Source organism: Nocardioides convexus, assembly GCF_011090295.1.
The window spans coordinates 893,156-910,859 of the sequence record NZ_JAAMYA010000001.1 but is presented as its reverse complement, the minus strand read 5'-3'; the positions used below and the strand labels follow the sequence as shown (position 1 = coordinate 910,859).

The window sequence follows — 17,704 nt, the reverse complement described above, 5'->3', positions numbered from 1 at the left end:
GCGAGCGACAGTCCCTCCCGAGGTCGGGGGTCTGTCGCAGACTCGGGGAACACGAAGGACGGAGGACATTCATGGATGACAATGCGGTCCGGCTCGTGGGCCGGATCTCGGCGGTGCCGCGGTTGCGCACGCTGCCGAGCGGGGACGAGTTGTGCGTGTGCCGGATCTCGGTGGCTCGGACGCAGGTCAGGACGCTGCCCTCGGGCAGGCGGGGCCCGTCGGTCGACGTCGTGGACCTGGCCGCCTGGGCATCGCGACCACGACGCACGATGGCGGGCTGGCGCGAGGGGGACGAGGTGGAGGTGGAGGGCGCCCTGCGCCGGCGGTTCTACCGCGTGGGGGAGCGAACGATGTCGCGGGTGGAGGTCGAAGTCACCGGGGCGCGGGTGGTTCGTCGCGCAGCGACCGGATGAGCACGCCCAGGCTCGGCTTCGGCTGGAAGGAGGTGGCTTTCTCCGGCAGCAGACGATCGGCCTCGGCGATCTCGATGACGAGGTCGACGGAAGGTGCGGGCATGAGCACGGAGACGTCTTGACGGCGAGCGGCAGCGAGGGCCTCCTCGACGCTGTGGTGGTAGGACAGGGCGCTCGGACCGTGGGGGAGAGCGGGAACGATCCTGCGGTGGAGCGTCTCGACGGCGGCCTCGCGGACGTCGGGGTCCAGGGTGATCACGGCCCAGCGCTCTCCGTCGGTGGCGGCCAAGCGGGTCGCGGAGAGTGCGGCGACGGCGTCGGCCTGGGATCGCTCCTCGTACGCCAGGCCGACGCTGAGGACAGCGTCGCGCAGGTGGCCGAGCCCGGTGCCGGCCAGCGTGCGGTGGATCGGTCCCAGGAAGAGGGGGGTCGTGCCCTGGTCGACCAGCATGGCGAGCCCGAAGTCGGTGGGTGCCGGGCCGCTCGTGCCCTCGGTCTGGCGGCGTTGCAGGCGGAGGTAGGCGGCGTAGCGGTGGTGGCCGTCGGCGATGAGCGCGCGGCTCTCGGCGAGCTCCTCGGCGATGCTGGCCAGGGTGGCGGTGTCGCGGATGGCCCAGATCCGGTGCTGCTGCTCGCTGCGATCGGTGAAGGCGTGCTGCGGCTCGCGGCCGGCCACCGCGGCTTGGAGGTCGCGGAGCCGGTCGCTACCGCGGTGGACGAGGAGGATGGGCGCCGGGTTGAGGCTCCATCTCGGACATCCGGTCGGCGAGGTCGTCGGCCTGGGCCGGGTGGATGCCCTCGTGGGGCAGCACGGCGCGGTCGGCGGGCCGCGTGGCCCTCCGTGAGACGTCCAGGGCACCGACGAGTCCCCGGACGGTCATGCCGGCGGAGGTGTACTCGTGGAGGTAGAGCGCGGGGGCGGTGTCGTGGCGCACGTACCCGCGGGCCTGCCAGCGCAGGAGACGGGCCGAGACGTCGCGGTAGGGGCGGGCGAAGGCGCGGCCTGTGGTGGGGTTGCCGACGCGTGCGGGCGAGAGCATGAGCCCTCGGAAGGGCTCGAGCCGGAGCGGCCCCGCGACGTACGGCGGTGTCACGAGCGCTGCGGGGTCCATCAGGGCATCGTACGGAGACGGACGTGGCCGCTGCTGGCAAGGTGGACCTTGTGTTGCTCACATCGACGGTGCCGCTGACCGAGGCCTACGACCTGGCGATGCTCGACCTCGACGGAGTGGTCTACATCGGTCCCGAGGCAGTGCCGGGAGCGGCAGAGAACGTCGCGGCGGCGCGCGAGGCAGGGATGCGTGTCGCGTTCATCACCAACAACGCCTCCCGGACCCCCGAGGCCGTCGCCGGCCACCTGCGCGACCTGGGGGTCACGGCCGAGAGCGGCGACGTGGTGACGAGTGCACAGGCGGCGGCCCAGGTGGCGGCGCAGCGCTGGGGATCGGGCGCGCGGCTCGTCTGCCTGGGGGCGCAGGGACTGGAAGCGGCGCTCCTCGAGGCCGGGCTGGTCCCGGTCGGCGCGACGGACGACGCGGTGGGTGTGGTGAGCGGGTACGGCCCGGACGTGCCGTGGCACGCGATCATGCGGGTGGCGGTGCGGGTTCGCGACGGACTGCCCTGGATCGCCTCGAACACGGACCGGACGATCCCCACGGCGTTCGGGGTCGCGCCGGGGCACGGGGTGCAGGTCGAGATGCTGGCGAGGTTCAGCGGGGTCGAGCCGGTCGTGGCGGGAAAGCCGGAGCGGCCCCTGCTGGAGGAGACGGTACGACGCGTGGGTGGTCGCCGGCCGCTGATGGTGGGCGACCGGCTGGACACCGACATCGAGGGGGCGCGGAACGCCGGGGTCGACTCGCTCCTGGTCCTGACCGGAGTGACCGGCCTCGCGGAGCCTGGTGGCCGCGCCGCAAGAGCCTGCGCCCGACGTACCTGTCGGGGGACCTGGCCGGACTGGGGGTGGCGCACCAGGCACCGGAGCGCGACGGCGACACCTGGACGCTGCCGGGCTGGCGGGGACGGGTGAGCGACGGCGGGCTCGAGGTGCGGGCCGCGGCCGACGGCGGGGCGCCTGACGACGCGTGGCGGGTGGCGGCCGCGGCGGCGTGGAGCCTACCGGGACGAGACTGGATCGGTGCCCGACATCACCGCGGCAGGGCTCCCGGCGGCGAGCGGTGCGGCGCGGTAGCCTCGCGCCATGACCGAGGTACCCGTTCCGGCGCCCACGCCGACCGGCATCGATGACGTCGACCGTGTGCTCGACCTCGTGGCGGGCCTGGACAACAGACCCCTCGAGGAGCACGCAGCGGTCTTCGAGGAGGCCCACGCGGGCCTGCGGCACACGCTCGACAACCCACCCGACGCGTCCTAGTGCCGCCGCGCAGACTGCGCCTGGACGCCGAGCTGGTACGACGCGGCCTGGCGCCGTCCCGGGAGCGCGCGGCCCAGGCTCATCGCCGAGGGCCGGGTGAAGGTGTCGGGCGCGCTTGCGTCGAAGCCGGCCACCGGGGTGACCACCGATGTCGCGATCGTGGTGCTGCAGGGCGAGAACGGCCCGGACTACGTCTCGCGGGGCGCGCACAAGGCTGGTGGGCGCGCTGGAGGCGTTCGGCAAGGCCGGGCTGCGGGTCGAGGGCCGGCGTGCTCTGGACGCGGGGGCGTCGACGGGCGGGTTCACCGACGTGCTGCTGCGTGCGGGTGCCGCCGAGGTGGTGGCCGTGGACGTGGGCTACGGGCAGCTGCACTGGTCGATCCGGCAGGACGAGCGGGTCGTGGTGCACGACCGCACCAACGTGCGGACCTTGGTGCCCGAGCAGATCGGCGGCCCGGTGGACCTGGTGGTCGGCGACCTGTCGTTCATCTCCCTGGTGCTGGTGCTGGACGCCCTGCTCGGGGTGACCGAGGACGACGGCGACCTGGCGCTGATGGTGAAGCCGCAGTTCGAGGTCGGCAAGGACCGGGTGGGCAAGGGTGGCGTGGTGCGTGATCCGGAGCCTGCGCGCGGAGGCGGTGCTGGGTGTCGCGCACGCCGCGGCCGAGCGCGGCTGGGGGGCGCGGGCGGTGACGGTGAGCCCGCTGCCGGGGCCCTCGGGCAACGTGGAGTTCTTCGTGTGGCTGCGCAAGGGCCCGGTGGAGGTGGACGACGCGTCCATCGCGGAGGTCGTGCGGCGCGGTACGTCGGACCCGGATGAGAAGGTGGGGCCATGACGAACCCGGCGACCACCGAGCAGGACGTGCCCCGGCGCGTCCTGGTGCTCGCGCACACCCGGCGGGACGAGGCGCGGGACGTGGCGCGGGCGTTCGTCAAGGAGCCTGAGCGGGCACGGGATCGTCGTGCGTCTGCTGCGGTCCGAGGCCGAGGACCTGGGGCTGGACCCGGCGGGCTACGAGCCGGCGGTCGAGCCTGACCGACTCCGAGAGCGACGCCAGCCAAGGCTGTGAGTCGACGGTCGTGATCGGCGGCGACGGGAGCATCCTGCGTGCCGCGGAGGTCACCCACGAGAGCCTGACGCCGGTGCTCGGCGTCAACCTGGGCCACGTTGGCTTCCTGGCCGAGGCCGAGCACGAGGACGTGGCGGCGACGATCGACGCGATCGTGCAGCAGCGCTACACCACCGAGGACCGGCTGACCCTGGCCGTGCGGGCCTTCGTCGGCGGCGAGGAGGTCTACTCCACCTTCGCGGTCAACGAGGCGAGCGTGGAGAAGGCCGCGCGCGAGCGGATGCTCGAGGTGGTCGTCGAGATCGACAGCCGGCCGCTCTCGCGGTGGGGCTGCGACGGGGTGGTGTGCGCGACGCCGACCGGTTCGACGGCGTACAACTTCAGCGCGGGCGGACCGGTCGTGTGGCCGCAGGTCGAGGCGCTGTGCATCGTGCCGCTGAGCGCCCACGCGCTGTTCGCCCGGCCGATGGTGGTGGCGCCGTCGTCGGTGATCGCGATCGAGGTGCTCGAGGGCAACCAGGGCTCGGGCGTGCTGTGGTGCGACGGCCGGCGCAGCGTCGACCTGCCGCCGGGCGCGCGGATCGAGGTCAGCCGCGGGCAGCGGCCGGTGCGCCTGGTGCGCCTGCACGAGGCGCCGTTCACCGACCGGCTGGTGGCCAAGTTCGGGCTCTCGGTCGAGGGCTGGCGGGGTGCGGCCGAGCCTGCGCCGCGAGGCACGCGCCCGTGGGCAGGGGGAGCCTGTCGTGATCGAGGAGCCTGCGGATCAGGCTCGCTGGGTGTCATCGACGCCTCCGTGCTGGAGGCTCGGGCCCGGCCTGACCGTGATCACCGGCGAGACCGGTGCCGGCAAGACGATGGTGGTGACCGCGCTCGGCCTGCTCCTGGGCGGCCGGGCCGACAGCGGCGCGGTCCGGGCGGGTGCCAAGCAGGCGCGGGTGGAGGGCTTGATCGCGGCGCGGGCCGTGCCGGGCCTGGCCGCCGCGGTCGAGGACGCCGGCGGCGAGGTCGAGGACGACGGCATCGTGCTCGCGCGCAACGTGAGCGCCGAGGGCCGGTCCCGGGCGTTCGCGGGCGGTGCCGCGGTGCCGGTCTCCACGCTGGCCGGGATCGCCGAGCCGCTGGTGGCGGTGCACGGCCAGTCCGACCAGCACCGGCTGCTCAAGCCGCAGACCCAGCGGCACGCGCTGGACCGGTTCGGGGCCCTCGACGACCTGCACAGCCGGTACGCCGGCCTGCACGACGAACTCGTGAGCACCGAGCAGGAGCCTGGTCGAGGTGATCGCGACGGCGCGGGAGCGCGCCCGCGAGGCCGACCTCCTCCGCCACGGCGTCGAGGAGGTGGCCGCCGTCGAGCCGCAGCCCGGCGAGGACACCGAGCTCGCGGCCGAGGAGGCCCGGCTGGGCCACGCCGACACCCTGCGCGGCGCGGCGGAGCAGGCGCGCGAGGCGCTGTCGAGCGAGCACGGCACGCCGGACGCGATGGGTGCGGTCGCCGCCGCCCGTGGCCTGCTGGAGGGCGTGCGCGACCACGACCCCGACGCGGCAGCGCTGGCGGACCGGGTGGCCGAGGTGGGCTACCTGCTCGCCGACGTCGCGGCCGACGTGGCGTCGTACGCCGCCCGGGTGGACACCGACCCGGCCCGGCTGGCAGCGGTCTCCGAGCGTCGGGCGGCCCTGACCGGGCTGACCCGCAAGTACGGCGAGACGATCGACGAGGTGCTCGCGTGGGCCGAGCGGTCTGCGATGCGGTTGCTCGACCTCGACTCGACCGACGAGCGGATCCAGGACCTCGCTGCGCGGGCGCGCTCCCTGCGCGAGCAGGCTGGCCGAGGCGGGCGCCGCGCTCAGCCAGGCCCGGGTCGCCGCCGCGGAGAAGGCTCTCGGCGGCGGTGAGCGACGAGCCTGACCCTGCTCGCGATGCCGCACGCCCAGGTCACGATCCGGGTCGCGCCGCGCGCCGTCGAGGCCCCGGCCGACCCCGAGCACCCGCCAGCGGACGTGCTGCGGGTGGGGGAGCGCTGGGTCCGCTTCGGGCGCAGCGGCCTGGACGAGGTGGAGTTCCTGCTCGCGGCCAACTCCGGGTCCGAGCCGCGCCCGCTCCACAAGGGCGCCTCGGGCGGTGAGCTCTCCCGGGTGATGCTCGCGGTGGAGGTCTGCCTGGCGGGCACCAGCCCGGTCCCGACGTTCGTCTTCGACGAGGTCGACTCCGGCGTCGGCGGAGCCGCCGCCGTCGAGATCGGCCGTCGTCTCGCCACCCTGGCCGATGACGCCCAGGTGCTGGTCGTGACCCACCTCCCGCAGGTCGCCGCGTTCGCGGACCGGCACGTGCTGGTGGAGAAGTCCAGCGACGGCACCATCACCAGGCTCCGGCCTGGTCACCCTCGACGACGCGGGTCGTGAGCGCGAGTCTCTCCCGCATGTTGGCGGGCCTGGCGGAGTCCGACACGGCCCTCGCGCACGCGCGGGAGCCTGCTCGACCTGGCGCGGCGGCGTGCAGGCTGAGGCATCACCACGTAGGATGGAATCCCGTGAACATGGCGCCGGGTAGCGGTACGAATCGACAGGCAAAGCACCTCTTCGTGACCGGGGGCGTCGCCTCCTCGCTCGGCAAGGGTCTGACGGCCTCGAGCCTGGGCCGGTTGCTGCGCTCGCGCGGCCTGCGGGTGACCATGCAGAAGCTCGACCCGTACCTCAACGTGGACCCGGGCACGATGAACCCCTTCCAGCACGGTGAGGTGTTCGTCACCAACGACGGCGCGGAGACCGACCTCGACATCGGCCACTACGAGCGCTTCCTCGACACCGATCTCAACCAGATCGCGAACGTGACGACCGGGCAGGTCTACTCCTCGGTGATCGCCAAGGAGCGCAAGGGTGAGTACCTCGGCGACACGGTCCAGGTGATCCCGCACATCACCGACGAGATCAAGGACCGGATCCTGGCCATGGGGCGCGGCACCGGTGCCGACGCGGTCGACATCGTGATCACCGAGATCGGCGGCACCGTCGGCGACATCGAGTCGCTGCCCTTCCTCGAGGCCGCGCGCCAGGTGCGCCACGACATCGGTCGCGACAACTGCTTCTTCCTGCACGTCTCGCTGGTGCCCTACATCGGCCCGTCGGGTGAGCCTGAAGACCAAGCCCACGCAGCACTCGGTCGCCGCGCTGCGCCAGGTCGGCATCCAGCCCGACGCGATCGTGTGCCGCGCCGACCGTGAGACTGCCCGAGGGCATCAAGAAGAAGATCGCGCTGATGTGCGACGTCGAGCAGGAGGCAGTCGTCACCGCCGCCGACGCGCCCTCGATCTACGACATCCCGAAGGTGCTGCACCGTGAGGGTCTCGACGCCTACGTCGTACGACGCCTCAACCTTCCCTTCCGCGACGTCGACTGGACGCTGTGGGACGACCTGCTGCGCCGGGTGCACCACCCGAAGGAGGAGGTGAGCGTCGCCCTGGTCGGCAAGTACGTCGACCTGCACGACGCCTACCTCTCGGTCGCCGAGGCGCTGCGCGCGGGCGGCTTCGCGCACGAGGCGAAGGTCAACCTGCTCTGGGTGGCCTCCGACGAGTGCGAGACCCCGGCGGGTGCGGCCAAGCACCTGGCGGACGTGGACGCGATCTGCGTGCCCGGTGGGTTCGGCATCCGCGGCCTCGAGGGCAAAGCTCGGCGCGCTGACCTACGCCCGCACCCACGGCATCCCGACCCTCGGGCTGTGCCTGGGCCTGCAGTCGATGGTGATCGAGTACGCCCGGACCGAGTCTCGGTCTGACCAAGGCCGGCTCCACCGAGTTCGACCCGGACACCCCGGAGCCCGTCATCGCCACGATGGAGGAGCAGAAGTCGATCGTCGACGGCGCCGGCGACCTGGGCGGCACGATGCGCCTGGGGCTCTACCCGGCTGCCCTGACGCCCGGCTCGCTCGCCGCCGAGGCCTACGGCGCCGAGACGATCGAGGAGCGGCACCGCCACCGCTACGAGGTCAACAACGCCTACCGGGCCCCGCTGGAGGAGGCCGGGCTGGTCTTCTCCGGCATCAACCCCGACCTCGACCTGGTGGAGTTCGTGGAGCCTGCCGCGCGAGGTGCACCCCTACTACGTCGGCACCCAGGCGCACCCCGAGCTGCGCTCGCGCCCGACCCGCCCGCACCCGTTGTTCGCCGGCCTGGTCGGCGCCGCCATCTCGCGCCAGCGCGAGACCCGCCTGGAGATCGACGAGTCCGGGTTGCACCCCGAGCCCACCGAGGACTGAGCGATGGGCAGTGTCCGGGACGTCCCCGAGTCGTGGCCGGTCGAGTCGTCGGCCGACCTGCACCGTGACGCCTGGGTGCTGGCCCTGCGCTCGGACCAGGTACGACGCCCGGGGGACCACGACGAGGAGTCCTTCCGCCGGCTGGTGGTCGAGCACCCCGGCGCCGCGGTGGTGCTCGCGCTCGACGAGGACGACCGGGTGCTGTGCATCCGGCAGTACCGCCACCCGGCGCAGGCCCGTCTCGTCGAGCCTTCCCGCCGGCGTCTGCGACCACCCGGGCGAGGATCCGGAGCAGGTCGCCCGGCGCGAGCCTGCGCGAGGAGGTCGCGCTCGAGGCCGAGCGCTGGACGCACCTGCTCTCGACGTACAGGCTCGCCGGGCTACTCCGCGGAGCGGATCCACTACTTCCTCGCCGAGGGCCTGAGCCCCGCCGACCGTGGTGACTTCGAGCTCGCGGCACGAGGAGGCCGACCTCGAGGAGGTCTGGGTGCCCTTCGCGGAGCCTGGTGGAGGCGGTGCTCAGCGGCGAGGTGGGCGACGGGCCGGTCGTCCAGGTGGTGCTCGCGCTGCAGGTCCTCCGCGACCGAGCCGCGCGATGACCGAGCCTGGACGCGATCGACGCGGCCATCGTCCGCGAGCCTGCAGGACGACGCGCGGCTGGCCAACAACGTGCTGGCGGCCCGGGTCGGCATCGCTCCGTCGACCTGCCACGGCCGGGTGCGCGGGCTCTTCGAGCGCGGGATCATCCGGGGCGCCCACGCCGAGGTGGACCAGGCCGCGATCGGCCGCCCGCTGCAGGCGATGATCTCGGTCCGGCTGCGCCCGCACGCCCGGGGCGAGCCTGGCCGACTTCGCCCGTGCGATGACCGAGTCTGCCGGAGGTGCTCAACGTCTACTTCCTCGCCGGCGCCGACGACTTCCTCGTCCACGTCGCGACGGCCGGCTCGGAGGAGCCTGCGCGAGTTCGTCGTCAACCACCTCAGCGGCACCCGCGACGTCGCCATGACCGAGACCAGCCTGATCTTCGAGCACCTACGCGGCCGGCCCGCCGAACCTGGTTCGGCGCGACCTGCGTCACAGGCCTGATCGCCGACGATCCGATCCGGGTTGCGCCGCCCGAGACGAATAATCGCTGCAGCCTCTAGCGTCGTACCCGGATTGTCTTCACCATTTCCTGTGAACGGGGAATCCGCATCGGAACGCCCGCGACCAGGAGGGGACCCGTCATGCGCGTCGGCGTGCCGAAGGAAGTCAAGAACCACGAGTACCGCGTCGCCATCACCCCGATCGGCGTGCACGAGTCTGGTCGCGCACGGCCACGAGGTCGTGGTCCAGGCCGGCGCGGGCGTCGGCTCCTCCATCGACGACGCCGACTACGTCGCCGCGGGTGCCACGATCGTCGCCACCCCCGAGGAGGCCTGGGGCACCGACGGCGGCGTCGACCTGGTGCTCAAGGTGAAGGAGCCCGTGGCGGAGGAGTACCACCGCATGCGCGAGGACCTCACCCTCTTCACCTATCTCCACCTGGCCGCCGACAAGCCGCTGACCGAGGAGCCTGCTGGCCCGCAAGGTCACCGGCATCGCCTACGAGACCGTGCAGGCTGCCGTCGGGCGCGCTGCCGCTGCTCTACCCGATGTCCGAGGTCGCCGGCTGCCTGGCGCCCCAGGTCGGCGCCTACTCCCTGATGAAGGCCCAGGGCGGTCGCGGGGTCCTGATGGGCGGCGTCGGCGGGGTCGCCAACGCCAAGGTCGTCATCATCGGCGCCGGTGTCTCCGGCCAGAACGCCGCCAACATCGCGCTCGGCATGGGCGCCGACGTCACCCTGCTCGACACCGACCTGGACAAGTCTGCGGATGTCCTTCTGGCGCTACAACAACCGGGTGCACGGGCTGGCCTCCTCGAAGTCGACCCTCGAGCAGCAGGTCCGCGAGGCCGACATGGTCATCGGTGCGGTGCTCATCCCCGGCGCCGCGGCGCCAAGGCCTGGTCAGCAACGAGCCTGGTGTCGCAGATGAAGCCGGGCTCGGTGCTCGTGGACATCGCGGTCGACCAGGGCGGCTGCTTCGAGGACACCCGGCCCACGACCCACGCCGACCCGACGTACCAGGTGCACGGCTCGACGTTCTACTGCGTGGCGAACATGCCCGGTGCGGTGCCGAACACCTCGACGTACGCCCTCACCAACGCCACCCTGCCGTACGTCGTGGCGCTCGCCGACAAGGGCTGGCAGGCTGCCTGCCGGGCCGACGCCAGCCTCGCCCTGGGCCTGAACACCCACGCCGGCCGGCTCACCAACGCCCCCGTCGGCGAGGCGGTCGGCATCGCGTCGGTGCCGCTGGAGGACGCGCTAGCCTGACCCGGTGAGTGGCGCAGGTGCGGTGGACCGTGCGGTCCGGACCTACCTGGACCACCTGACGGTCGAGAAGGGGCTGGCGGCGAACACGCTGTCGTCGTACCAGCGCGACCTGCGGCGCTACCGCGAGCACCTGGCGGGAGCCGGGATCGACCACCTGGACGGGGTCCGGGAGGCGACGGTGACCGAGTTCCTGATGCGGTTGCGCGAGGGCGACGCCGACCACCCGCCGTTGAGTGCGTCGTCGGCGGCGCGCACGGTGGTGGCGGTGCGCGGCTTCCACAAGTTCGCCGTCGCCGACGGCTTGGCGCAGGCCGACCCGGCGGCCGGGGTGAAGCCGCCGACGCCGGCGAAGCGGCTACCCAAGGCGCTGCCGCTCTCCGACGTGGAGGCGATCCTGGAGGCCGCCGGTGCGCCCGGCACCCCGCTCGCGCTGCGGGACCGGGCCCTGCTGGAGATCCTCTACGGCACCGGTGCGCGGATCTCGGAGGCGGTCGGGCTGGACGTCGACGACGTGTCCGGGCTCGCCGAGGACGACACCCTCCTGCTGCGCGGCAAGGGGAGGCAAGGAGCGGCTGGTGCCGGTGGGCCGGTTCGCGCGGGAGGCGCTGTCGGCGTACCTCGTGCGGGGGCGACCGGCGCTGGTCGCCCAGGCGACGCCGGCGCTCTTCCTCAACGCTCGCGGCGGCCGGCTCTCTCGTCAGTCGGCGTGGGCGGTGCTGGTCAAGGCGGCCGAGCGCGCAGGTGTCACCCGCGACGTGTCACCGCACACCCTGCGGCACTCCTTCGCCACGCACCTGCTCGACGGTGGCGCCGATGTCCGCGTCGTGCAGGAGTCTGCTCGGCCACGCCTCGGTGACCACGACCCAGGTCTACACGCTGGTCACGGTCGACAACCTCCGCGAGGTCTTCGCGACCGCCCACCCGAGAGCCCGTGATGCCTGACGCCTACGACGCCATCCTCGAGCACGTCGACGCGCAGGGCCTCACGCTCTACGACCACCGGGAGGAGGCGATCCTCTCCCTGCTGGCCGGCGACAACGTCGTGCTCGCCACGCCGACCGGCTCCGGCAAGTCGCTGGTCGCGATGGCCGCGGCGACGGCCGCGCTCGCCGAGGACCGGGTGACCTTCTACACCGCGCCGATCAAGGCGCTGGTGAGCGAGAAGTTCTTCGACCTGGTCGAGGTCTTCGGTGCCGCGGACGTCGGCATGCTGACCGGCGACGTGGCCGTGAACGCCGATGCCCCCGTCATCTGCTGCACCGCCGAGGTGCTGGCCAACATCGCCCTGCGTGAGGGCGCAGGTGCCGACGTCGGCATGGTGGTGATGGACGAGTTCCACTTCTACGGCGAGCCGGGCCGCGGCTGGGCCTGGCAGGTGCCGCTGATCGAGCCTCCCGCAGGCCCAGTTCCTGTTGATGTCGGCCACCCTCGGGGACACCTCGGAGGCTCGCCGCCGACCTGACCCGCCGCAACGGCCGGGAGACCTCGGTGGTCGACCAGGCCGAGCGGCCCGTCCCGCTGGACTTCTCGTGGTCGTTGGAACCGATGGGGGAGAAGCTCACCGAGTCTGGTGACGACCGGGCAGGGCCCGGTGTACGTCGTGCACTTCACCCAGGCCGCCGCCGTCGAGCACGCCGTGTCCCTGCTCGCCGGACCCGGCCGCCTCGACACCGCACTCGCCAAGGACCGCAAGGAGCAGATCGCCGAGCGGCTGGCTCCGGTCCGCTTCGCGGCGGGCTTCGGCAAGACGCTGAGCAAGGCTTGCTGCGCCAGGGCATCGGCGTGCACCACGCGGGGATGCTGCCGCGCTACCGGCGCCTCGTCGAGCAGGCTCGCGCAGGCGGGCCTGCTCACGGTCATCTGCGGCACCGACACCCTCGGCGTCGGCATCAACGTGCCGATCCGGACCGTGCTCTTCACCGGGCTGGCGAAGTTCGACGGCTCGCGGCAGCGGGTGCTGCGCACCCGCGAGTTCCTGCAGATCGCGGGCCGCGCGGGGCGCGCCGGCTTCGACACGGCCGGGTACGTCGTCGTCCAGGCGCCGGAGCACGTGATCGAGAACGAGAAGGCCAAGGCGAAGGCGGCCGCCAAGAACGCCGCCATGAGCGCCGAGAAGCAGGCCAAGCGCGCTTCCAAGGCGCAGGCTGAAGAAGCCGCCGGCCGGCACGGTGGTCTGGACCGAGCAGACCTTCGACAAGGCTGGTCGAGGGCAAGCCCGAGCCGCTGAAGTCGCAGATGAAGGTCGACAACGCGATGCTCGTCAACGTGCTCTCCCGCGAGGAGGACGCGTTCCCCGTGATGCGGCGGTTGATGACCGACAACCACGAGGACCGTCGTACCCAGGCTCCGGCTGGCCAAGCGCGCCGTCCGCCTCGCCCGCAGCCTGGTGACCTCCGAGGTGATCACCCGGCTCGACGAGGCTCGACGGCTTCGGCCGCCGCTACGTGCTCACCGAGGCACTGCCGGCCGACTTCGCCCTCAACCAGCCGCTCTCGCACTTCGCGCTGGCCGTGCTCGACGTGCTCGACCCGGAGAGCCCGACCTTCGTGCTCGACGTGGTCTCCGTCGTGGAGGCGACCCTGGAGGCGCCGCGGCCGCTGCTGCTCGCCCAACGGCACGCCGCTCGCGGGGAGGCCATCGCCGCGCTCAAGGCCGACGGCGTCGAGTACGACGAGCGGATGGCCCTCGTCGAGGACATCACCTGGCCCGAGCCGCTCGCCGACCTGCTGGAGCCGCTGTTCGAGACCTACCGGGAGCGGCACCCCTGGCTCGCTCCCGACGCGCTGGCGCCCAAGTCGGTCGTGCGGGAGATGTGGGAGCAGGGGATGGGCTTCACCGACCTGGTCTCCCGCTACCAGGTCGCCCGCTCGGAGGGGCTGGTGCTGCGCTACCTCACCGACGCCTACCGGGCGCTGCGGCAGACCGTCCCCGCGTCGTACCGGACCGAGGAGCCTGGAGCTCCTCGTCGACTGGCTCGGCGAGACCGTGCGCCAGGTCGACTCCTCGCTGCTCGACGAGTGGGAGGCGCTGGCCGACCCCTCGCACGCGAGCACGCAGGTCAGCCACCACGAGCCCCCGCCTCCGCCGCGCCCGCTCAGCCAGCAGGGCCGGGTCTTCGACGTGATGGTCCGCAACGCGCTGTGGCGCCGCGTCGAGGCTCGTCGCGCGCGACGACGTCGCCGCGCTGGCCGCCCTCGACGAGGGCGCGGAGTGGGGCGAGCAGGACTGGGACACCGCGATCGGGGACTACTACGCCGAGCACGACCGGCTGCTCACCGACGCCGACGCCCGCGGCCCGGCGCTGCTCACCGTCGAGAAGGGGCCCGAGGTCTGGGTGGTCACCCAGACGCTGCACGACCCGGACGGGCACGACGACTGGGTGATCCGCGCGGAGGTCGACCTGGCGGCCAGCGACGCGGTGGGCGAGGCCGTCGTACGGACCCGAGAGATGGGGAGCCTGACCGGCTGATGCGGGAGCGGCCCACGCTGCCGACTAGGGTGACCCAGGCCCGACCGAACCGCCCCGAGCTCCGGAGACGATCCTGAACACCGCGCTGCCCGCCGCCGTCCTGTGGGACATGGACGGCACCCTCGTCGACACCGAGCCCTACTGGATGGCCACCGAGTCGGCCATCGCCGAGGAGCACGGCGGCACCTGGACCCACGAGGACGCGATGAGCCTGGTGGGCAACGACCTGCTGGTGTCGGGGGAGTACCTCAAGACCAAGGCTCGGGCTGGCGCAGTCGGCCGAGGAGGTCGTCGAGATGCTGCTCGACGGGGTGGTGGCGCAGGTGCGGCACGCAGTGCCGTGGTGCGAGGGCTCGCGGGAGCTGCTGCTGGCGCTGCGCGCGGCCGGGGTGCCGTGCGGGCTGGTGACGATGTCCTACCAGCGGTTCGTCGCGCCGATCCTGGAGCACCTCCCGCCGGAGACCTTCCAGGTGATCGTCACCGGCGACATGGTCAGCGAGGGCAAGCCGCACCCGGAGGCGTACCTCACCGCGGCGGCCGCGCTCGGCGTCGACCCGGCCACGTGCGTGGCGATCGAGGACTCCCCGACCGGAGCGCGCTCGGCGGAGGCGGCAGGGTGCCGTGTGCTCGTCGTACCGAACCACGTGCCGGTGCCGGAAGGGCCCAACCGGGTCTTCCGCGACTCGCTGCACGGGATCACTCCGGCGGAGCCTGGCGACTCTCTGACCCGATCCGGCGGGAAGGGGGGTGGGGTGCCGCCCCAGGCCGGGCAGATCGCGGTGTGCGCGCACCACTTGCACCCCGCGCCGGGACGCGCCTCGAACTCGCGCAGGCTCGGTCGCGGCGCGGATCGCGTCCCACACCGCCTGGACCTTGCGCTCGGTGGCGATCAGGCTCGCGCTCCTCGGGCTCGTAGCGCAGCACCGGCCGTCGCCGAGGTAGATCAGCCTGCAGCATCTTCGGCACCACGCCGCGGGTGCGCCACAGCACCAGCGCGTAGAACTTGAGTCTGGAAGAGGACCTTGCCCTCGAACATCTCGCTGACCGCGTTGCCGGTCTTGTAGTCGACGATCCTGATCGCCCCGTCGGGCGCCACGTCGACCCGGTCGATCACCCCGCGCAGGAGCAAGCTTTGGTGTCGGTGAGCGACTCCACGTAGAGCTCGCGGTCGGCGGGCTCGAGGCGGCGCGGGTCCTCGAGCGCGAAGTAGCGGGCCAGCGTCGTGCGGCACGACAGCAGCCAGGAGGCGATCTCCGGGCCGTCCTCGGGGAACATCTCGGTGACCGCGGGCTCGACCGCCTGCAGGCTCCTCCCATGCCGGCAGCACCATCGTGTCGGCGACCTCGGGCGTGCGCTCGGCCGCGGGCAGGTCGAAGAGCCTGCTCGAGGACCCGGTGGACCAGGGTGCCGCGCACGGCCGCGGACGAGGCGGGCTCGGGCAGCCGGTCGATGGTGCGGAAGCGGTAGAGCAGCGGGCAGGCTGAGGAAGTCCCCGACCCGCGACGGCGAGAGCGCGCCCAGCACCTCGACCCCGTCGACGCGGGTGCCCCCGCGCTCGGCCGGGTCGGCCGGCTCGATGCCGGCCGGGGCGGGACTCGTCGTCATGTCCTCGACACTAGGCGAGCCCACCGACACCCCGGCGGCCGACACCCGCCGGATAGCCTCGGGGTGTGTCCGGTACGTCGCCCCCCGCCCCGCCGCGGCCCCCCGTGCCCCGGGGCATGTTCCGCATCGGCCGGATCGCGGGCAGCGACGTGCTCGTCTCGACCTCCTGGTTCTTCGTCGCCGCCCTCATCGCCTGGATCATGGGCCCGCGGGTGGAGGACGTGCAGCCCGGCCTCGGCGGCTGGAAGTACCTCGTCGGGCTCGCCTTCGCGATGGCGCTCTACCTGGCGATCCTGCTCCACGAGGCCTCGCACGCGGTGGTGGCACGCTCCTACGGGTTCCGGGTCGAGGCGATCACCCTGCACTTCCTCGGCGGTGCCACGACCATCGACGGCGAGGCCCGCCGGCCCGCCCAGGAGTTCTGGATCGCGGTCGTCGGCCCGATCACCTCGCTGCTGGTCGGCGCGGGCGCGCTCGGACTGTGGTTCGTGATGCCGGAGGGCCTGCTGCGCCTCGTCGTGGAGGGCCTCGCCGGCGCCAACATCGTGATCGGCATCCTCAACCTGGTTCCCGGCCTGCCGCTCGACGGCGGCCGGGTGCTCAAGGCCGGGGTCTGGGCGCTCACCGGCAGGATGCACACCGGAACCGTGGTGGCCGCCTGGGGCGGCCGGGTCGCGGCCGGGGCGGTCGTGCTCTGGGCGATGCTCAGCGCCGGTGCCGGCTCGGTGGTCAACCCGATCGTGCTGGTCATCGTCGCGGTGTTCCTGTGGACCGGTGCCAGCCAGGCGCTGGCCGCCTCGGCCGTCGTACGCCAGCTTGTCGCGGGTGGTGGCCCGCGACCTCGCGCGACCGAGCATCACCGTGCCCGCGGACCTGCCGCTCGCCGAGGCGCTGCGCCGGGCCGAGGAGTCCGGCGCGCGCGGCATCGTCACCGCCACCACCGACGGCCGGCCGGTCGGCGTCGTCGAGGCGGACGCGGTCCGCTCGGTGCCGCAGGAGCGGCTGCCCTGGATGCCGGTCTCGGCCGTGGCCCGCAGCCTCGCCGACGGGCGGGTCCTGCCGGTGTCGATCCAGGGCGACGACCTGCTGGGCGTGCTGCGCCGTACGCCGGCCTCGGAGTACGTCCTGGTCGGCGAGGACGGCAGCGTGCACGGCGTGCTCGCGACCGCCGACATCATCGCCACGATGCGGAGCAGGTAGCCGGAACCGATAGATTGCGCCGGTGAGCGACGCAACTCCCGACGTACCCGAGGACGCCTGGTCCGGAGTGCACCGAGGCCCGCTGCGCGCGGGGGAGTGGGTGCGCCTGCTGGACGGCAAGGGCCGCCGGCACAACTTCGCCCTCGAGCCCGGCAAGCGCTTCTTCTCCAACAAGGGCCACCTCGACCACGACGACCTGATCGGGCGTGACGAGGGCTTCACGGTCACCTCGTCGGTGGGCGGGGAGTACCTCGTCTTCCGCCCCCTGCTGTCGGAGTACGTCGTCTCGATGCCCCGCGGCGCGGCCGTGGTCTACCCCAAGGACTCCGCGCAGATCATCGCGATGGCCGACATCTTCCCCGGCGCGCACGTCGTGGAGGCGGGCGTCGGCTCCGGCGCGCTGACCTGCTCGCTGCTGCGGGCCGTCGGGCCGCACGGCCGGGTGTCGTCGTACGAGCGGCGCGAGGAGTTCGCCGAGGTCGCGCGGCGCAACGTCACCCAGTTCTTCGGCGGCGACCACCCGGCGTGGACACTGTCGCTCGGTGACCTCGCCGAGGCGCTGCCCGCCTCCGGCGAGCGCTGCGACCGGATCATCCTCGACATGCTCGCCCCGTGGGACTGCCTGGACGCCGCGGCGGACGCGCTGCTGCCCGGCGGCATCGTCTGCGCGTACGTCGCCACGACCACCCAGCTTGTCGAAGTTCGTCGAGGCGGTGCGGGTCCACGGCGGCTTCACCGAGCCCGCCCCCTGGGAGTCGCTCGTCCGTGACTGGCACGTCGAGGGCCTGGCCGTGCGGCCCGGGCACAAGATGATCGGGCACACGGCCTTCCTGGTCACCGCGCGGCGGATGGCACCCGGTGAGCGGGCGCCGCTGAAGAAGCGCCGCCCGGCGCCCGGCGCCTACGGCCCCGACTACGCCGGCCCGCGTCCGCCCGGGGTGCCGGAAGCCCCTGTCGAGGACTGATC

22 protein-coding genes and 9 pseudogenes are annotated in these 17,704 nt (G+C 73.0%); 27 read left to right on the top strand and 4 right to left on the bottom strand.

The window, feature by feature from the left end; translation table 11 throughout:
• Positions 1 to 71 precede the first annotated feature (71 nt).
• Entirely contained in the window at positions 72 to 413 is a 342-nt protein-coding gene (locus G5V59_RS06730) for a single-stranded DNA-binding protein (protein WP_278255965.1), read from the top strand.
• Here the strand turns inward: G5V59_RS06730 and G5V59_RS06725 are convergent.
• Together G5V59_RS06725 and G5V59_RS06720 are read right to left on the bottom strand one after the other, a co-directional pair.
• Positions 373 to 1,140, bottom strand: coding sequence for a DUF1015 family protein (locus G5V59_RS06725; RefSeq protein ID WP_278259684.1), 768 nt, complete (start codon positions 1,138 to 1,140; stop codon positions 373 to 375). The genes G5V59_RS06730 and G5V59_RS06725 overlap by 41 nt on opposite strands.
• Positions 1,118 to 1,525, bottom strand: a complete 408-nt coding sequence (locus tag G5V59_RS06720) for a DUF1015 family protein (RefSeq protein ID WP_278255964.1) — start codon at positions 1,523 to 1,525, stop codon at positions 1,118 to 1,120. The genes G5V59_RS06725 and G5V59_RS06720 overlap by 23 nt, the downstream gene beginning before the upstream one ends.
• A 53-nt stretch (positions 1,526 to 1,578) precedes the next feature.
• Here G5V59_RS06720 and G5V59_RS06715 point away from each other — a divergent pair, with 53 nt between their 5' ends.
• Entirely contained in the window at positions 1,579 to 2,439 is an 861-nt protein-coding gene (locus tag G5V59_RS06715; protein WP_278255963.1) for an HAD-IIA family hydrolase, read from the top strand.
• A 171-nt stretch (positions 2,440 to 2,610) separates the two neighbouring features.
• The gene (locus tag G5V59_RS06710) at positions 2,611 to 2,784 is read left to right on the top strand and encodes a hypothetical protein (RefSeq protein WP_278255962.1); all 174 of its coding nucleotides are present in this window, start codon (positions 2,611 to 2,613) and stop codon (positions 2,782 to 2,784) included.
• Here G5V59_RS06710 and G5V59_RS36025 read toward each other — a convergent pair.
• Positions 2,781 to 2,930 carry a hypothetical protein gene (locus G5V59_RS36025; protein ID WP_341350878.1) on the bottom strand — a complete coding sequence of 50 codons (150 nt, stop codon included), beginning with the start codon at positions 2,928 to 2,930 and terminating at the stop codon, positions 2,781 to 2,783. The genes G5V59_RS06710 and G5V59_RS36025 overlap by 4 nt on opposite strands.
• Positions 2,931 to 2,932: 2 nt before the next feature.
• Between G5V59_RS36025 and G5V59_RS06705 the strand changes: the two genes are divergently transcribed.
• The 21 genes and pseudogenes from G5V59_RS06705 to G5V59_RS06615 all read left to right on the top strand — a co-directional run bounded on the left by G5V59_RS06705 (position 2,933) and on the right by G5V59_RS06615 (position 14,939).
• Complete coding sequence (locus tag G5V59_RS06705; protein WP_341350877.1) at positions 2,933 to 3,604, top strand: TlyA family RNA methyltransferase; 672 nt, start codon at positions 2,933 to 2,935, stop codon at positions 3,602 to 3,604.
• Positions 3,605 to 3,616: 12 nt separating this feature from the next.
• A complete protein-coding gene (locus G5V59_RS06700) occupies positions 3,617 to 3,820 on the top strand; it encodes a hypothetical protein (protein ID WP_278255961.1) in 204 nt (67 codons plus the stop codon).
• Between the two features lie 44 nt (positions 3,821 to 3,864).
• Positions 3,865 to 4,494, top strand: a pseudogene (locus G5V59_RS36020) (NAD kinase); the annotation flags it as partial.
• A gap of 49 nt (positions 4,495 to 4,543) precedes the next feature.
• Positions 4,544 to 4,711: pseudogene (locus G5V59_RS36015) on the top strand (hypothetical protein); the annotation flags it as partial.
• Between the two features lie 418 nt (positions 4,712 to 5,129).
• The gene (locus tag G5V59_RS06690; RefSeq protein WP_278255959.1) at positions 5,130 to 5,747 is read left to right on the top strand and encodes a hypothetical protein; all 618 of its coding nucleotides are present in this window, start codon (positions 5,130 to 5,132) and stop codon (positions 5,745 to 5,747) included.
• 24 nt (positions 5,748 to 5,771) lie between these two features.
• On the top strand, positions 5,772 to 6,254 hold the full coding sequence (locus tag G5V59_RS06685) for a hypothetical protein (protein ID WP_278255958.1): 483 nt from the start codon (positions 5,772 to 5,774) through the stop codon (positions 6,252 to 6,254).
• A 179-nt stretch (positions 6,255 to 6,433) separates the two neighbouring features.
• A complete protein-coding gene (locus tag G5V59_RS06680) occupies positions 6,434 to 7,072 on the top strand; it encodes a CTP synthase (protein WP_278255957.1) in 639 nt (212 codons plus the stop codon).
• A complete protein-coding gene (locus G5V59_RS06675; protein ID WP_278255956.1) occupies positions 6,978 to 7,190 on the top strand; it encodes a hypothetical protein in 213 nt (70 codons plus the stop codon). The genes G5V59_RS06680 and G5V59_RS06675 overlap by 95 nt, the downstream gene beginning before the upstream one ends.
• Positions 7,108 to 7,626, top strand: a complete 519-nt coding sequence (locus tag G5V59_RS06670) for a hypothetical protein (protein WP_278255955.1) — start codon at positions 7,108 to 7,110, stop codon at positions 7,624 to 7,626. Before G5V59_RS06675 ends, G5V59_RS06670 begins: the two co-directional genes overlap by 83 nt.
• A 56-nt stretch (positions 7,627 to 7,682) precedes the next feature.
• A complete protein-coding gene (locus tag G5V59_RS06665; RefSeq protein WP_278255954.1) occupies positions 7,683 to 8,174 on the top strand; it encodes a hypothetical protein in 492 nt (163 codons plus the stop codon).
• The gene (locus G5V59_RS06660; protein WP_278255953.1) at positions 8,110 to 9,192 is read left to right on the top strand and encodes an AsnC family transcriptional regulator; all 1,083 of its coding nucleotides are present in this window, start codon (positions 8,110 to 8,112) and stop codon (positions 9,190 to 9,192) included. The genes G5V59_RS06665 and G5V59_RS06660 overlap by 65 nt, the downstream gene beginning before the upstream one ends.
• Positions 9,193 to 9,332: 140 nt before the next feature.
• Positions 9,333 to 10,463 (top strand): annotated as a pseudogene (gene ald, locus G5V59_RS06655) (alanine dehydrogenase).
• 4 nt (positions 10,464 to 10,467) lie between these two features.
• Positions 10,468 to 11,405, top strand: a pseudogene (locus G5V59_RS06650) (site-specific tyrosine recombinase XerD).
• Positions 11,398 to 11,925 (top strand): DEAD/DEAH box helicase, encoded by a 528-nt coding sequence (locus tag G5V59_RS06645; protein ID WP_278259683.1) that lies wholly within the window; start codon positions 11,398 to 11,400, stop codon positions 11,923 to 11,925. The pseudogene G5V59_RS06650 and the gene G5V59_RS06645 overlap by 8 nt, the downstream one beginning before the upstream one ends.
• A complete protein-coding gene (locus tag G5V59_RS06640) occupies positions 11,879 to 12,037 on the top strand; it encodes a hypothetical protein (RefSeq protein ID WP_278260279.1) in 159 nt (52 codons plus the stop codon). The genes G5V59_RS06645 and G5V59_RS06640 overlap by 47 nt, the downstream gene beginning before the upstream one ends.
• Positions 12,034 to 12,690, top strand: coding sequence for a hypothetical protein (locus G5V59_RS06635; RefSeq protein ID WP_278255952.1), 657 nt, complete (start codon positions 12,034 to 12,036; stop codon positions 12,688 to 12,690). Before G5V59_RS06640 ends, G5V59_RS06635 begins: the two co-directional genes overlap by 4 nt.
• An 8-nt stretch (positions 12,691 to 12,698) precedes the next feature.
• Positions 12,699 to 12,749 (top strand): annotated as a pseudogene (locus G5V59_RS36010) (hypothetical protein); the annotation flags it as partial.
• Between the two features lie 158 nt (positions 12,750 to 12,907).
• A pseudogene (locus G5V59_RS06630) lies at positions 12,908 to 13,354 on the top strand (DUF3516 domain-containing protein); the annotation flags it as partial.
• A gap of 94 nt (positions 13,355 to 13,448) precedes the next feature.
• Positions 13,449 to 13,577: pseudogene (locus tag G5V59_RS06625) on the top strand (DUF3516 domain-containing protein); the annotation flags it as partial.
• 70 nt (positions 13,578 to 13,647) lie between these two features.
• Positions 13,648 to 13,932 (top strand): DUF3516 domain-containing protein, encoded by a 285-nt coding sequence (locus G5V59_RS06620; protein ID WP_278259682.1) that lies wholly within the window; start codon positions 13,648 to 13,650, stop codon positions 13,930 to 13,932.
• A 296-nt stretch (positions 13,933 to 14,228) separates the two neighbouring features.
• Positions 14,229 to 14,939, top strand: coding sequence for an HAD-IA family hydrolase (locus G5V59_RS06615; protein WP_278255951.1), 711 nt, complete (start codon positions 14,229 to 14,231; stop codon positions 14,937 to 14,939).
• Here the strand turns inward: G5V59_RS06615 and G5V59_RS06610 are convergent.
• Positions 14,876 to 15,046 (bottom strand): PD-(D/E)XK nuclease family protein, encoded by a 171-nt coding sequence (locus G5V59_RS06610; protein ID WP_278255950.1) that lies wholly within the window; start codon positions 15,044 to 15,046, stop codon positions 14,876 to 14,878. The genes G5V59_RS06615 and G5V59_RS06610 overlap by 64 nt on opposite strands.
• A 607-nt stretch (positions 15,047 to 15,653) precedes the next feature.
• On the opposite strand from G5V59_RS06610, the pseudogene G5V59_RS36005 reads away from it, so the two are divergent.
• The 3 genes and pseudogenes from G5V59_RS36005 to G5V59_RS06595 form a co-directional block, all read left to right on the top strand.
• Positions 15,654 to 16,124: pseudogene (locus tag G5V59_RS36005) on the top strand (M50 family metallopeptidase); the annotation flags it as partial.
• A gap of 127 nt (positions 16,125 to 16,251) precedes the next feature.
• A complete protein-coding gene (locus tag G5V59_RS06600) occupies positions 16,252 to 16,737 on the top strand; it encodes a CBS domain-containing protein (RefSeq protein WP_341351142.1) in 486 nt (161 codons plus the stop codon).
• 67 nt (positions 16,738 to 16,804) lie between these two features.
• Positions 16,805 to 17,702: pseudogene (locus tag G5V59_RS06595) on the top strand (tRNA (adenine-N1)-methyltransferase).
• Positions 17,703 to 17,704 lie beyond the last annotated feature (2 nt).